Source organism: Kitasatospora sp. NPDC048662, from assembly GCF_055587065.1.
This window is the reverse complement of the sequence record NZ_JBVJHA010000006.1, coordinates 441,506-456,413: the sequence shown is the minus strand read 5'-3', so window position 1 is coordinate 456,413 and position 14,908 is coordinate 441,506. Positions and strand designations below refer to the sequence as shown.

The window sequence follows — 14,908 nt, the reverse complement described above, 5'->3', positions numbered from 1 at the left end:
CGTGAGGGAAACGCCCGGTTACATTCCGAACCCGGAAGCTAAGCCTCACAGCGCCGATGGTACTGCAGGGGGGACCCTGTGGGAGAGTAGGACGCTGCCGAACAATTATTCAGAAAAGCCCCTGCCCGGGAAATCGGGCGGGGGCTTTTCGTGTTTATCAGGGCGCCAGCACAGCCGTTGGCCGGCGACCGGGCGACCGCTTGTCGAGGTCCACCGGGCCGGCCCGGTCAGGGCGGTAGGTGCCGGCCGATCAGCCGGTGACGAGTTCCGCCGATCTCACTGTGCGGGTTCCGCGCGAGACCGTGAGGCGGACGAGGCTGCCGGGCGGGAGAGTGGGGGCGTTGGCGGGGAGGGCCCAGGCGAGGGTGTGGTCGGTGGTGCCGGTGTCGAGGGCGAGGAAGCGTGGGGCCCTGGCGCGTCGGCGGGGCTCCAGGCGCAGGACTTCGCCGGTGACGGTGTGCGGGGCGCGCCGTTCCAGGGCGGCGAGGGTGAGGTAGTAGGCGGTGAGTGCGCCGAAGCAGGTGATTGTGGCGGTTTCGCCGGGCAGCGGGCCGGGGTGGTCGAGGCTGTGGGACATCCAGCCGTGGGTGCTGGCGAAGTTGCCGGGCATCAGGGCGAGGAAGGCCAGGAGCGCCGTCCAGCGGCTGAGGCGGCCGGCCGCCGCGAGGGCGAGGACGCCGATGCCGACCCAGCCGGCGCTCAGCAGCAGGCCGGGGCGGCGCAGCGGGTCGGTCACGTCGGGGGCGGCTGCCCATTCGGGGCGGCGGAGGACGGCGAACAGGGTCAGGCCGACGGCCACCACGGCTGTGGCGCCTGCCAGTTGGAGCAGCTGGGCGGTACTGGCGCCGAAGCCGGGGCGGAGCCGGGGGTAGCGGATGCGGACGGGGCGCCAGGTGCCGCCGTGGGAGGACCAGACGCGGCGTTTGTCGCCCGCGTCGAAGCCGAGCAGGCGGGAGGCGTTGGCGGTGACGCCGAGCGCGGTGCCGTACGCGAGGTAGCGGTCCCAGACGGTGACGGCTGCGGGTGGCAGTCGGGTGAAGTCTTCGTGCGCGCGGAGCCAGGACTGGATTCCGGCCCAGTGGCCCGCGCGTTCGAGCCCGGATCGGGTTGCCCGTTCGCCGATGGCGAGCGCCAGCAGGAACCCCAGTGGGATCGCCGTGATGGTGCCGACCCCGATCGCCGCGCGGACGTTGTGCCCGCCGGTGAGGACGCCCAGCGCGAGGAGCACGCCGGGGGCGAAGAGGCCGGTGAACAGCACGCCGGCCAGCAGGGGGCCGAACCGCGGCCGGGAGAGGCCGCGCTGGCGAGCCTCGGCGACGATCTCCCGGCGGAGGGCGCCGTTCCAGGCGGTCGCGCGTTCCTGTGCGCGGAAGGCGATCGCGCCGATCGGGGCTCCGGAGGCGCCGGCCTGTTCGGTGATCCGGTCGAGGACCCGCTGTTCGTAGGGGGCCAGGGCGGGGGCGTCCTTGCGGGTGCGGTGCACTGTGCTCTGCGCGGGGTCGTCGGCGGGCTGGCGGATCTCGACCAGGCCGCGCGCCGCGAGGTCCAGCAGGGTCGCCGCGGCGGCGTGGTCCACGGTGCGCCACCGGTTCGCCAACAGGGCCACCACGGCGGGGCGTTCGGGCTGGTCGCCGAGTTCCTGCGTCGCGGGGCCGGGGTGGACGGTTCCGTTCCGGGTGGCGAGCAGGGCGATTCCGTAGACCGCGAGCCAGAGCGCGACCAGTGCGGCGCCGGCCCAGTAGACCTGGGTGTCGAGGCTCATGCGAGGTTCACCCGGGGTGCGTCCTGCGCGGTGGCCCCGGCCTCGAAGTACTCGCGTCGGCCGTGCCCGCCGCCGATACCGGCGACGAGGTTCCCGGGGAAGCTCTCCAGGGCGGTGTGGTAGCTCTGGACGGCGCTGTTGTAGAACTGCCGCGCGTAGGCGATCTTGTCCTCGGCGGTGGCCAACTCGGCCTGCAGTTTGAGGAAATGCTGGTCCGCCTTGAGCTGCGGGTAGCTCTCGCCGAGGGCGAGCAGCCGGCCGAGGGAGGCGGTCAGCAACTCCTCCGCGGCGGCCTTGTCGGTGACGCCGAGACCGGTCTGCGCCGCCGTCCCGCGCGCGGTGACGACGGCTTCCAGCGTGGCCCGCTCGTGTGCCGCGTACCCGCGCGCGCCCTCGACCAGGTTCGGTATCAGCTCGTGCCGGCGCTTCAGCTGGACGTCGATCTGTGCCCAGGACGCCTGTGTCTGATTGCGCAGCCGGATCAGCCGGTTGTATGTCCGGACGACCCACCAGGCCGCCACCGCGAGCAGCACGGCAAGGACGGCGACCACGACGAGACCCACGACGAGACCCACGATGTTCCCCCATGGTGTGGTGACCTGGCGCCGGCGGTTCCGGCAGGTCGGGGGAGATCTTAGGGCCGGAGGCCGTTCGACCGCCGCCCATGGCGGAAGGCGGCGGTCGAACGGGGCCGCGTGAGGCGGTGTCAGTTCCAGATGTCGTTGAGCGGGGTCGCGTACTGGTCGTTCTGGGTCAGGCGGCCGGGGAGGCGCAGGCCCTCTTCGACGGTGCGCAGGATGCTGTAGTGGTTGTACTGGACGGGGGAGCGGTAGCCGGGCTTGGTGAGGCCGGGCGAGCCCGTGACGATGGTGGGGATGCGCTGGCCGTGGTTGTTGTCGTCCTCGTCGAAGGTGATGACGAGGAGGGAGCGCTGCTGCGTCCAGGCGGGGGAGGCGAACAGCTTCGGGAGGTTGGTGCGCATCCAGGTGTCGCCGGTGGCGACGTCGCAGTTGTGCATGGTGTTGCAGCTGTTGGGCTCGAACCAGACGAAGTTCGGTGTGGTGGCGGTGGATTGGAGGTCGGACCAGAGCCGGGTGATCGGCTGCAGCTTGTCCTGGCAGCGGGCGGTGTCGCCGGTGACGTCCTTGAAGTACACGAACGGGATGTTGTCCGCGTCGTAGTTGCCGCTGGAGCTCAGGTTGCAGGGCGACTTCATGTCCTCGACGTAGCCGCGCCAGGACCGGCCGGCCTGCTCCGCCAGGTTGCCGAGGTGCGGCGCGGTGACCGCGCCGGTGAGTGCCGGATAGGGGTTGTCGGTCCGGCCGAAGGTGGAACCTCCGGACACGGCAAGGTAGTTGGGGTCACTGGGGTGGACGACGCCGTAGGACTGGGTGAGCGTGACACCGCTGTTCGCCAGCTGGTTCAGGTAGGGCGCGGCGGAGCTGCCGATCACCTGGTCGTAGGACCGGTTCTCCAGCATCACGAAGAACACGTGGTCCAGCGAGGGCACTTGGGAGGAGACGGGGGCCGGCAGGGCGGGGGCGGGCAGGGGCGCCGAGATGGTCAGCGAGAGGTTGTCCGCGTAGGCGTCGTTGTACGCGGTGCCGGTGCGGCTCGATTCGCGGGTCAGTTGCAGGGCGAGTGCGATGCTGCGGGTGCCGGCGGGAAGGGTTCCGGTGGCGGTGCGCTGGAGCAGGGCGGTGGCCAGGCCGCGGTCGGTGGCGCTGACCGGCCCGATCCGGGTGGTGCCGAGGGACGCGCCGGAGCCGTTGCGGAAGGTGGCCGTGAGGGTGGCGGTGGAGTTCTCGGTGGCGTAACCGCCGAGCCAGCCCGAGAGGTTGTACGTCACCGCGCCGGTGTCGATCCGGTCGGCCGCCGCCGACACGTCGGCGGTCTGGGAGAGCGTGGAGCTGCCGACCGGGCCGCCGGAGAAGAAGGAGTTGCCGCGGTTGCCCGGGCCGGTGGTGCTGTTCGACGGGAAGCCGTTCGGTGCGCCGTACGCCACGGCGGTCGGGACGCCGGTGGTCTGCCAGCCGGGGAGCGTGACGCTGTCGTAGCCGCTGACGGAGGCGTCGGCGCACTCGGCGTCCCCGTTGACGATCAGGTTGGTGCTGCCGGTCCCGGGCGCGGTGACGGAGAAGCGGGCGGGCCGGGCGAGCGCGGTGTAGCCGTCGTTGTAGAGGTAGTCGGCCAGGTAGGTGCCCGGGGCGAGCGAGTCGGTGGCGAGGGACACCGAGCCGGTGCCGTTCGGCGCGTAGGCCCAGGCGAGGGCCGGACTCCCGCCCGGCTGCTGGCCGTTGTCGGGGTAGATGCCGATCCAGTTGGTCGCGGAGACCCGGCCGGTGCCGTAGGAGGCGAGCACGGCCTGGCCCTGCGCGTAGGAGCTCTGGCCGAGGCACAGCATGCTGTTCTGCGTGTCCAGGGTGGTCGAGGAGGTCACGGTGAACAGCACCGGCGTGGCCAGCGGCGTGTAGCCGTTGTTGGCGAGCAGGTAGGCCAGGTAGCTGCCGGGCTGCAGGGAGCCCGCCGCCACGGTGACCGTGCCGCTGCTGTTCGGGGCGTACGCCCAGGCCAGCGAGGCCGTCCCGCTGCCGGGGCCCTTCGCGGGGTCGGTGGGGTAGATGCCGACCCAGTTGGTGGAGGAGGGCTGCCCGGTGCTGTACGTCACCGGCAGGGCCGAAGTCCGGCCCTGGACGTAGCTGGTGGCGGCCAGGCCGATCGAGCTGCCCGCGGCGGCGGCCTGGGTCGGTATCAGCGGCACGAGCAGGGCCACGACGGCGAGCAGCAGCAGGTGCAGCCGTCGGTGGCGTCGGTGTGCGGACGGTTTCCGCATGGGGGCACTCTCCTGAGGGTGGGAGGGCTGGGCGTGTGGCGCGGGCCAGGATGGCAGGCCCGGTGCTGCGGATTCAAGAAGGGCCGACGGAACTCCGTGCAACGCCCGCGTGAAGAGTTGTCCGGCCAACTCGCCCGCACAGAAGGCTTCCTTGATCCTCTACTGGCTGGTAACGAACCGTCAATTTCCGGTTTTCCCTCGCATGTTGGTGGATCGTTGGTAGGGTGGTTGCGCTGTCCCATGTCCTTCGGGTCCCGCGCAATGTGGCCGGGCGCCAATGAGCCGTCAGGTCTTCTGTGTGGTGCAGCCATTGAGGGAGAGTCAGGGCCGCCGGAAAGATCCGCAGTCATGACAACGCGCACAAAGCTTCTGTCGCGGTGGCTGGTGGCCCCGCTGCGGTGGGCGGCCCTGCTGTCGGTCCTGGTGTCGGTCGGAGTGTTCTTCGCCGGGGCCGGGACGGCGCAGGCGACGCCTTCCTGTGGGGTGCTGTCCACCGGTGCGGCCTCGCAGGCGAATGCCGCCGTGCGGTCCGCCTGCGGGCTGATCGGCACCCCGTACTCCTGGGGCGGCGGGCACGGCTCGCAGCCCGGGCCGACGTACGGGATCTGCGACCCGTCCAACGGCGCCCCCAACGACTGCAACGTCCGCGGCCTGGACTGCTCCGGCATGGTCCGCTACGCCTACTACCTGGCGGTCGGCGCGGACGTCATCAACGGCACCACGCGGACCCAGTGGCCGACCTCCCGGGCGGTGGCCCGGTACTACCGGGGGGACGGGACGGCGCCGCTGCTGCCCGGGGACCTGGTGTACTTCGGCAGTACCGCCTCCACCATCCACCACGTGGCGATGTATCTGGGGCAGGGCTGGATCGTCGAGGCCCCGTACTCCGGCGGTTACGTCCAGGTGGCGGCGCTGTCCTCGCACGGCGACTACTACGGCGCCATCCGGCTGTACGGCTCCGGCAACACCACCCCGGCGCCGACCCCGCCGCCGGCGGGCGGCGGCCAGTACTGGGTGAACACCTTCTCCAACGCGCCGGTGTACGCCTCCCCGACCTCCACCAGCAGCACGGGCACGCTGTACCAGGGCACCAACTACGTGTACTGCAAGGCCTGGGGCCGTGAGGTGTCGAACGGCAGCAGCTACAACCACTGGTGGCTGAAGACCGACCCGGACGTCGGCCCGAGCGGCCAATGGGTGTCGGCGTACTACCTGTCCGGGTGGGGCAACGACGTGGCCAAGGACACCAACGGCACCGTCATCCCCGACTGCTCCGGAAGCAGCACCCCGGCCCCGAGCGGCAAGTACTGGGTGGACACCTTCGCCAACGCGCCGGTGTACCCCTCCGCTACCTCCACCAGCGCCACCGCCACCGGGACGCTGTACCAGGGCACCAACTACGTGTACTGCAAGGTGTGGGGCCGTGAGGTGTCCAGCGGCGGCAGCTACAACCACTGGTGGCTGAAGACCGACCCGGACGTCGGCCCGAGCGGCCAATGGGTGTCGGCGTTCTACCTGTCGAGGTGGGGCAACGACGTGGCCAAGGACAACAACGGTGTGACCATTCCCAACTGCTGACGGCATGAGCCGGCCCCCGTCGAGGACGGGGGCCGGCTTCGTGTTACGGGCAGTTCTCGTCGATCTTGTACTGGAGGGCCCTCGGGTAGTCGTGCCGACTGAGCCGGACCCGGGCCAGGATCGGGGCGTGGTTGAGCTGGTTGGTGGGGTCGGCGAGTTCGGTCAGCAGGGTGTCGAGCTCGGCGTGGGTGCTGAGCTTGAAGCCGTGCATCTGGTCCTTCTCGCTTCCGAAGACCTGCGCCAGCTTCTCGTAGTGCCAGGGGTGCAGCACGTTGTAGAAGTCGGCCCCGTCGGACGGCCTGCCCTTGTAGTAGCAGGGGCTGACCAGCATCTGCTCGATGCCGTAGAAGCCCTCGTTGTCCAGGACGAAGATCACCGGCCGCAGGTGGTGGCGGACCTGGGTGGACAGTTCCTGGCAGATCTCCTGGAACGAGCCGTCCCCGACGAACACCAGCGGGCGCTTCAGCGGCTGCTGCCGGCCGAAGGCCACACCGGTGGCCGCGCCGACGGAGTAGCCGATGGACAGCCAGCTGTTCTGCGCCAGGAAGCCGGACCGCTCGTTGATCCGCAGGTTCATCGAGCCGAGCAGCGCGAACGCCGCGTCCGAGACCACGGTGAACGGGGAGGCGGCCTCCGGGTCACCGCCGGTGGCCTCGAACTCCAGGAAGTGATTGATGCGTTCGAAGAAACCGTCGTAGGTCAGCTCGGTCTTCCGGTGGTGCCGCACGCTCAGCGAGCCCAGGAACTCGGAGGTGGTGGCGGGAACGTCCAGGCCCGCCTCGCGGGCCAGCGCGAAGTGGTCGGCGGGGAAGGTCTTTCCGGCCAGGGCGGCCTTCAACGCCGGGATGAAGCGGCCGAGTTGGACGTCGGGGAAGTACCTGGCGCCGACGCTGACGCCGCCCCGGGCGGCCACGATCCAGTCGTCGCCGATGGACTGCTCGCCGTTGAGGTTCTTGGACGTGGACCACGTCCCGAGGCCGATCCGGCAGCCCGCGTTCTTGAAGGTGTCCCGGATCTCCGGCAGGCTCGCCTTGCCGTTGTAGACGCCGGCGAACCGCGGGTGCCGTTCCGACACCACGGACTTGGCGCCGACCGTGGTGCAGAACTGCATCTGGGTGGCCTCGACGAACTCCAGCAGTTCGTTCTCCAGCCGCCGGCGGACCAGCTCCTCGCCGGCCCAGACGATCGGCGTGCCGAAGGTGGTGATCAGCTCCACCGCCGCCGCCACGGCCTTGTCCAGGATGTCCTGATTGCGCTTGGTGAACGGCCGCTGGTGCGCCCGGAGTTGACCCTGCGGGGGGTCGCAGGGCGCGTGCCAGAGGTCGTCCATGACCTCCAGGTAGACCGGCTTGCGTTCGGTCAGGCACGCGGTGATCGCGCTGTCGATCTGCGAGGGCGCCAGCCCCGGGTTGGAGAGCACCTGCGCGTCCACCGTGACCTGCCGGTAGACGTCCAGGTTGCTCTCCTGACGCGGGCTCATGTGGGTGGTGAGCAGACCGACGGCCTGGAAGTTGAGCCACTGCTCGTAGGACGGCGCACCGTTGATCGCGATCAGCGGGATGTCCTCGACGTACGCGCCGCCGATCGGGTTGAGCAGGCTGAACGCGCCCACCCCGTACGTCACCCCCACGGCCGCGACGCCCTGTTCGGGCTGGTCCGGGGCGGCGTCGGCGAGCCGCACCCGGGCGTAGCCGTCGGCCGCGTAGCCGGCGCCGATCTCGGTCGGGGTGCCGACCCAGCGCACCGAGGTGGTCTCCTGCATGATCGACAGGAACGGGCCGAGCAGGTCGCCCGGGACACCGAACAGGTACCGGATGCCCAGCTGTTCGAGCCTGGTGGCCAGGTAACGGCCCACGGTCCATTCGTTGGTGCTGCTCATCGGCGCAGTGCCTCCTCTTGGTTCTCCTGGCGGGGCCGGGCCTCGGGCCGGACCTCCCGGCGCGCCGCGGCCGGCGGCGCCGTCTCGTGCACGGCGAGGGCCGCCCGGACGGCGCTCTCCACCGCACCCTCGATCCAGGCGTGCTTGAGCGAGACGTGCTCGCCGGCGAAGAGCACCGGGCCCTCCGGCTTGACCGCGTCGAGGTGGAAGCTGGTCATCTGGTGCGGGGTGTACACGGCCGCCTCACCGAAGGCGTACGGGTCGCGCAGCCAGCTCTGGGTCTGCCCGTAGCCGGTGTAGAACACCTCGATCCGCCGGCCGTGCACCGACTGGAGGTTGCGCAGCGCGTACACGTACCGCTCGTCGTCCTCCATGGAGTCCCAGCGCACCGCGTCGTCCGACCAGCTGTAGCCGGCCAGCACCACGCCGCCGCCGTCGCCGTCGGGCACCGGGTGGGAGGGGTAGTACATGAAGCGGTTCGGGTTGTCGGTGGTCGAGCCGCCGCCGAAGCAGTCGGTGGCGGGGCGCACGCCGGCCCGCAGCAGCGGGGTGTGCCGGTAGACCTCCCGCTGGCCCTCGCTGATCCGGCGCTCGTCCACGCTGCCGTGTGCGCCGAGCAGCATGTCCGGCAGGTTGCGCGGCGGCCGGTGGCCGTTGTGGGCGGCGGCGACGGCCGCCTCGGCGTCGTCCTCGCCGGTGCGCTGGTAGTACTCGTACAGGCCGGGCGCGATGGAGTTGAGTTCCTCCTCCCAGTCGGCCTCGGTGAACTCCCACCAGCGGCGGGAGAACTCGAGCAGCACCTTGGTGGCCTGGTCGTAGTGGGTCTCGATGATCGCCCGGCGCTTCTTGTACGAGAACGGGGGTGTCACCTGGACGAACCGCAGCGCCGAGAACGGGACCGTGACGATCGCCAGGTCGCCCTTCCAGACGGTGGGCGGGGCCTGCGGGTCGTCCTCGGGGACGGTCTCGACGGCGACCTGCGGACCGATCGGGCCGACGTTGAGGGTGCCGCCGCCGTCCCGGCGCGGGTCCCAGTACTCCATGCGGATCATCCGCCGGCCCATCCGCAGCTCCGCCCGGAGCTCGTCCGCGAGCGCCTCGGGCAGCTTCCAGCTGCCGCCCTCGATCTCCCAGTAGGTGGCGTTCGGGTTGATGTCGCTGCGGCCCAGGAAGGTGTGGAAGAAGGCCAGGTGCAGCCGCGAGGTCATGTTCTCGATGGTGCCGATCGCCTCGATGGCCTCGTCGCTGAAGCCCGCGTACTCGCGCAGGAAACGGCCCATCGAGTAGCCGTCGAAGTCGCGGATCACCCGGGTCCAGCCGTCCAGCCACTGGGCGAACGGCTTGTTGACGCGCTTGCCGTCCTTGATCTCCGAGTAGTAGTCGCGGACCGGCTCCAGCGCCTGGTTGACCATCTCGGCGACGGTGATCCGGGCCTCCTCACCGGTGAGGTGGAAGCCCTCGTTGATGCAGCTCGGGTCGTCGGCGTAGTCCTTGCGGCGGGCCTGGATCCGGTTGGTGCGGATCCAGGAGTGGAAGCGCTTGACCGGCTCGCGGAACTCCGGGCTGTCCGCGCCGTACTGCCAGACCTTGCCGGGCTCGAAGGACTCGTAGACCACCGGCGGGACGGGCGCGTTCTGGTTGCCGGTGTCCGGGTCGATGTCCACGTTGAAGAACAGCTGCCGGCGCAGGCCGAGGCGGTCGACCAGCGCGAGGGTCAGCGGGTGGAAGCTCGGCAGCCGCATGGCCCCGGCCTCCGCGTACTGCTTCGGGTCGTGGAACGGGCCGTCGGCGCTGTCGTCGGTGGAACGGAAGGTCTTGATCCGCCCGCCGACCCGGTTGGCGTTGGCCTCCAGGATGGTGACGCGGTGCCCGGCGTCCTTGAGCAGCTTCCCGGCGATCAGGCCCGCGATGCCCGCGCCGATGATCAGCACGTCCTTCGGCTGATCGGTCTGCGGGATGCCGTCCTTGATCAGGACGTCGAGGTAGCGGAGTTTCAGGTCCTTGTCGTCCGGGCCGATCAGCAGCAGTTCGCGCGCCAGTTGCCGGCAGGTCTGCCATCGCTCGCGGTCACCGGCGGTGCCCTCGGTGACGGGGTTCGTCATGGTTTCTCCTCCGGGCGACGGCAGGTCAGGAGCTGGTCGGCGTGTTGGGGAGGTCCTGGCCGCCGGCGAGCAGCCGCAGCGTGGAGATCGAGGGCGTGAAGGCGTACAGCGCGCCCGTGGTGCGGACGAAACGCTTCATGTCGACGGTGCCGTGGGTGCCGTCCGCGAGCCCGATCTCGGCCTTGCCGGCGAGGCCGATGACCTTGTCGAAGCCGTTCGGGGCAGGCGTGGGGCCGTTCGGCTTTCCGGGCGGGAACGAGGAGTCGTTGGCCCAGAACTGCTGGACCAGCTCGAACTGCTGCTCCAACGAGGTGCCGTAGCAGACGAACATCAGCCCGCGGTCCACGCCGTCGTCCGCGCCGCCCGGGAACTCCGGGCCGTACGGGATGCCCCGGCGCATCAGCCGGTGGCTCTTCGGCTGGCCGTCGCCGATTCCGGCGAAGGAGCGCGGGTTGGTGCGGCGGATGTGCGCGACCCACGGGGTGTGCTCGCCCGCCGGGTCGTTGCTGTAGTCGAAGTCGTTGCGGTCGGTGCCGACGCCGGTCACGGTGCCGTTCGGCGGGGCGAGCGGCGTGCCGTCCTTGAAACGGCCGACCAGGCAGGCACCCAGCCGGGTGGCGTCCATCGTCCCGGTGAACTGCGCGACGCCGTCCACCACGGCCTTGTTCCAGCCCGCGACGTCCTGGCGCAGGCGGCGCACCACCTGGAGCGAGCCGTTCGCCATCCACTGCGGAGCCGTCCGGTCGCCCGCCTCGCTCTTCTGGCCGAAGACGAACTCGCCGGGTTCGATCAGCTCGGTGCCGGGGTGGACGTCGCGGGTGCCGGGCTGGTCCGGGCTCTCCTGGTGGAAGTCCTTCACGCCCGGCTGGGAGATGCCGTCCTTGTATCCGAAGTGCTCGTGGCCCTTCAGCGCGCCGGTCAGGGTGCGGCCCTCGTCCACGTGGACGCGGACGATCTGGTTCGCGTTCTCGACCGCGTCGAGGTTCTTCAGCTTCTCCTGCAGCATCTCGTCGGTGTCCGCGGCGACGATCAGGACGGCGTGCACGACCTGGTCGCCGGTTCCGGCGCCGAACAGCCACTGCTTGGGGTCGCTGTCGTCGGTGTCGCCGAGGTCGGAGGCCCGGGCGGCCGCGCCCGCGCTGAAGGACGGGAAGTTCGCCTGGAGGTCCGCTCTGACCTGGTCGGGGTTGTTGGCGACCGTCAGCAGGCCCTCGAAGGTGAGCGAGACCCCGCAGCGGACGGTGACCAGGCCGGGGTCGCGGCCGAACGCCCGGCGGGCCAGCGAGAACTGCTCGTTGAAGTCCTCGGTCTCGCTGGTCGTCGAGACGGTGTTGAGGATCGCGGAGAGCCAGCCGCGGCCCCGGGCGGCGTCGGGGAAGTGCAGGTAGCGGAAGTCCATGAAGTCTTTGTTGAACGCCGCCAGGATGTTGCCCTGGATGTCGGTGCTCGTCCGCAGCGGCGGCTTGGGCAGCTGCTCGATGGCGGGCACACCGGTGGGACGGGTGGAGGTGGTGGTCACGGTCGGGCTCCTCGGATGCAGGCATGATTGATCGCACAATGCGACAGGGCCGACACTCAACGTAGCCTCCGGGTCGAGAGTCCTGCCAGCCGGACGTCTGCCCTTCGGCGCAGGGCCGTCGCACCGGTGCCGGAACGCGGGCGAGGCCGCCGGGCGTTGTGCCCGGCGACCTCGCGGCGGAAGGTGGCTGCTACGGGTGGAAGCCGATCTCCGGGTTGACGGGGGTCGGGCCGTCGAGGATCCGCTGAGGGATGCCCTTCAGCTGGAGGTCGAAGAACGCCGCCACGTACTGCCGGGTGAGCTGGATGCCGCGGGCGGCGGTGATGGTGGTCTCGGGAGACTGGGGGAGGCCGAGCTTTTCGAAGAACAGAGGGATGTCGGTGAAGCTGCCGTGGTCGGAGCCGGCGACCGTCAGCCAGCGCTTCCAGCCGTCGAGGTGGGACCAACTCTCGGTCCAGCTGGGGTCGTCCGGGCCGTCCAGGGGACGGCCGATCATCAGGAACGGCTTGCCCTTGAGCCCGGTGGCCGGGACCGGGACGAACATGGTGCCGTCCAGGTTCGCACCCGCCCGGATCCGGTCGTCGGTCAGCAGGGCGGGGACGGCGGCGGCGCCGCCGAGGGAGTGGCCGGCCATGCCGATGCGGTCGCGGTCGATCAGGTGGGCGTAGCGCCAGGCGGGGCGTCCGCGGTCGGTGAGCCGGTCGAGGACGAAGGAGACGTCCTTCGGCCGGCTCTCCGCAAAGGTTGCCAACTGCTCGTCGCTGGGCGGGAATTCGCAGGCCTCGCAGGTGGTGGTGTGCCCATCCGGGAAGGTGGTGCCGGTGTTCTCGTAGGTGTGGTCGACGAGTGCGACGACATAGCCGCGGCTGCTCAAGTCCTCGGCGAGGGCCGTCAGTTCGGTGCGCGGCATGGTGTAGCCGGGGGAGAGGACGACCAGCGGGAACCGGCCGTGCTGCGGGAGGGCGTCGGTCCTGGACCAGGTGCGGGTGCCGGTGACCACCTCGGTGGGGATGGTGTTGCCGGGGAGCTTCACGTCCAGCATGAGCCGGGCGGCCTCGGGCGTCATGTACGGCGCGGGCCCGCCGGTGCCCGCCTTGGCCGGGTAGTACATGGAGACCATCAGCTGACGCGGGCCGGCGGACGGCACCCACGGGTCGGTCCGGCTCCGGTCGGTCAGGTGCAGGATCTGCCGCCCGACCGCGAACGGCCCAGTGGGGCGCGGGAGTTCGACCTGCACGCCCACCGGTGCGGTGGATGCGGCGGGCGCGGCGGCGGCCAGCGCGGGCGCGGCGGTGGCGACGGCGGACAGCGGCAGGGCGAGCAGGAGCGCGGCTGCGGCGGCGGTGCGACGGATTGCGGTCATGGAGGCAACATAGTTCGCCTGCAACACAGTTGACGTCGTATCAGAGGCGTAGGGGATCCCACGGAGAGAGCGCGAGGACGCGGGCTGCCCAGGGGCTGTTGTCGAGCCGGTTCAACGGCCGGGTGGGGTGCGGGAGTTCGAGGTGGCAGCCGGTTCGGCGCGCCGGACGGGCGCTGAGCCGGGGACCGTCACTGCTGGGCGTCGAACACCTGCTGAATGTGGTCGGGCGCCTTCTGGATCGGGTGCACGACGACGCTCCGGTCCTCCGGCAACCACTCGGCCGCAGCGCCGAGTTGGAGCGCGGCGGCGTAGAACTCGGTCACGTCGATGCCGTACGACCCGTCCTCGTTCGGCTCGTCCCGCATCATCGCGTCGGTGACAGGGACGGACACGTAGGCCTCCTCCACCGTCGTGCGCTGCAGGCGAACCGAGATCGAGTAACTCGCCATGTCTCCCCCTTGACCGATTGCCGCCGGTGCCGACGGCCGAGGGCTCAACCTACCCCTGGATCGAGGCGGGCACGACGCTGCTGCTGCTCGCCCTGGTGCAGTTCGGCGCGGTGCTGCGGCCGGTCTGACGCGCCGCGGCCCCGGCCTGGTCGGGCCGGGGCCGCGGGTGGGGAGGCCGGGGCGGGTCAGGCGGCGGCGGGGGTGGGGAGGTCGAGGCCGCGGGTGGTGACCAGGTGGGCGGTGCCGTCCACCAGACGGTAGGAGAGGCCGACGACGGCGGTGCGTCCGGCGTCCACCGCGTTGGAGAGGGTGCGCGAACGCTCCATCAGCAGGGCCACGGTGTGCCGTATGTGTTCGTTGATGAAGTGGGAGTTGTCGGTGTGCCCGGCGGCGTTCGCGGCGAGCACGCTCGGGGTGACCCGCTCGATCACGTCGCGGACGTAGCCCTCGCCGGTGGCGCCGGCGGCGACCGCCTCGCGGGTGGCGGCGACGGCGCCGCAGGAGTCGTGGCCGAGGACCACGACCAGCGGGGTGCCCAGCAGGCTCACGCCGTACTCGATGCTCCCGAGCACCTCCGGGCCGAGCACGTGGCCGGCGGTGCGGACCACGAACAGGTCACCGAGACCCTGGTCGAAGATGATCTCGGCGGCGAGTCGGGAGTCGGAGCACCCGAACAGCACCGCGAACGGCGCCTGCGAGGGCGCGGTCTGGGTGCGGCGGGCGGCATCCTGGTTCGGGTGGTGGGGGCTACCGGCGACGAACCTGCCGTTGCCCGCCAGCAGCATCTCGAAGGCTTCCCGGGGAGTGAGGTTCGCGGCGTCTGTCATGCCCGCAGACTACGTCCTCCGTCCAGAGGCAGGCTCGTCCGGGCCACCCGCCGGACCGGCCGAAACCGTTCGCCGAACCGGACGAAGCGGTCGAAGACGGCCGGAATCCTTCGGATATCGGTGTGACGACCGCGATAGTTATGCAGCGTCCGCGCCCTGGGTTCCGGCGCCGCTCAGTAGCAGCGGTAGTCGCGGGAACCCTCGTTGGTGGTGCCGAAGTTGTTGCGGAACACCACGTTGTAGTGGCCGTACCGGTACCCGTTGCCGCCGGTGTACGTGTACGCCAGGGTCTGCACGAACCCGCCGTTGCCGTAGTAGTCGGTGTAGTAGTCCGGGCACCCCATTCCGGTCAGGTCGGCGACTCCCGAGGCGGAAGCAGGGCCGGCCGTTCCGAGCGCCAGCGCACCACCGAGCGCGAGAACGGACGCGGCCTTGGCGGCGCGACGGACTGCCATGGGGAACTCCCGGGAGGGCAAAGGGACATGAGGGGACGGGCGGACATCGCCCGGCCGCGGACGATCTTTCGGGATTGAGTTGAGCGCGTCAATGGTATGGACCAATTGCGGCTGGAGGATGGCTGGAATGGGGCCCGGCGC

General features: G+C 70.7%; 11 protein-coding genes and 1 rRNA gene. 2 read left to right on the top strand and 10 right to left on the bottom strand.

The window, feature by feature from the left end:
- Positions 1–103 (top strand): 5S ribosomal RNA (rrf, locus tag ACZ6R9_RS20280); the annotation flags it as partial.
- Between the two features lie 147 nt (positions 104–250).
- Here the strand turns inward: rrf and ACZ6R9_RS20275 are convergent.
- The 3 genes from ACZ6R9_RS20275 to ACZ6R9_RS20265 all read right to left on the bottom strand — a co-directional run bounded on the left by ACZ6R9_RS20275 (position 251) and on the right by ACZ6R9_RS20265 (position 4,595).
- Positions 251–1,762 carry a DUF2207 family protein gene (locus ACZ6R9_RS20275; RefSeq protein ID WP_465539369.1) on the bottom strand — a complete coding sequence of 504 codons (1,512 nt, stop codon included), beginning with the start codon at positions 1,760–1,762 and terminating at the stop codon, positions 251–253.
- Positions 1,759–2,337 (bottom strand): LemA family protein, encoded by a 579-nt coding sequence (locus ACZ6R9_RS20270; RefSeq protein WP_465539367.1) that lies wholly within the window; start codon positions 2,335–2,337, stop codon positions 1,759–1,761. The genes ACZ6R9_RS20275 and ACZ6R9_RS20270 overlap by 4 nt, the downstream gene beginning before the upstream one ends.
- A 131-nt stretch (positions 2,338–2,468) precedes the next feature.
- On the bottom strand, positions 2,469–4,595 hold the full coding sequence (locus tag ACZ6R9_RS20265) for an alkaline phosphatase family protein (protein ID WP_465539365.1): 2,127 nt from the start codon (positions 4,593–4,595) through the stop codon (positions 2,469–2,471).
- 348 nt (positions 4,596–4,943) lie between these two features.
- Here ACZ6R9_RS20265 and ACZ6R9_RS20260 point away from each other — a divergent pair, with 348 nt between their 5' ends.
- Entirely contained in the window at positions 4,944–6,173 is a 1,230-nt protein-coding gene (locus tag ACZ6R9_RS20260; RefSeq protein WP_380482768.1) for a C40 family peptidase, read from the top strand.
- A gap of 43 nt (positions 6,174–6,216) precedes the next feature.
- On the opposite strand, the gene ACZ6R9_RS20255 is transcribed toward ACZ6R9_RS20260, so the two are convergent.
- From ACZ6R9_RS20255 to ACZ6R9_RS20225, 7 genes are all read right to left on the bottom strand, one after another.
- Positions 6,217–8,052: an alpha-keto acid decarboxylase family protein gene (locus ACZ6R9_RS20255; RefSeq protein ID WP_465539363.1), complete on the bottom strand. Its 1,836-nt coding sequence runs from the start codon at positions 8,050–8,052 to the stop codon at positions 6,217–6,219.
- On the bottom strand, positions 8,049–10,154 hold the full coding sequence (locus ACZ6R9_RS20250; protein ID WP_380482764.1) for a flavin monoamine oxidase family protein: 2,106 nt from the start codon (positions 10,152–10,154) through the stop codon (positions 8,049–8,051). Before ACZ6R9_RS20250 ends, ACZ6R9_RS20255 begins: the two co-directional genes overlap by 4 nt.
- Before the next feature lie 25 nt (positions 10,155–10,179).
- Positions 10,180–11,673, bottom strand: a complete 1,494-nt coding sequence (locus tag ACZ6R9_RS20245) for a Dyp-type peroxidase (RefSeq protein WP_380482762.1) — start codon at positions 11,671–11,673, stop codon at positions 10,180–10,182.
- Positions 11,674–11,863: 190 nt separating this feature from the next.
- Complete coding sequence (locus tag ACZ6R9_RS20240) at positions 11,864–13,036, bottom strand: alpha/beta hydrolase family protein (protein WP_465539360.1); 1,173 nt, start codon at positions 13,034–13,036, stop codon at positions 11,864–11,866.
- A 188-nt stretch (positions 13,037–13,224) separates the two neighbouring features.
- Positions 13,225–13,485 (bottom strand): hypothetical protein, encoded by a 261-nt coding sequence (locus tag ACZ6R9_RS20235; RefSeq protein ID WP_380482758.1) that lies wholly within the window; start codon positions 13,483–13,485, stop codon positions 13,225–13,227.
- Positions 13,486–13,670: 185 nt separating this feature from the next.
- Entirely contained in the window at positions 13,671–14,312 is a 642-nt protein-coding gene (locus ACZ6R9_RS20230) for a carbonic anhydrase (protein ID WP_380482754.1), read from the bottom strand.
- Positions 14,313–14,485: 173 nt separating this feature from the next.
- Positions 14,486–14,767: a hypothetical protein gene (locus ACZ6R9_RS20225; RefSeq protein ID WP_465539357.1), complete on the bottom strand. Its 282-nt coding sequence runs from the start codon at positions 14,765–14,767 to the stop codon at positions 14,486–14,488.
- Positions 14,768–14,908: the final 141 nt, after the last annotated feature.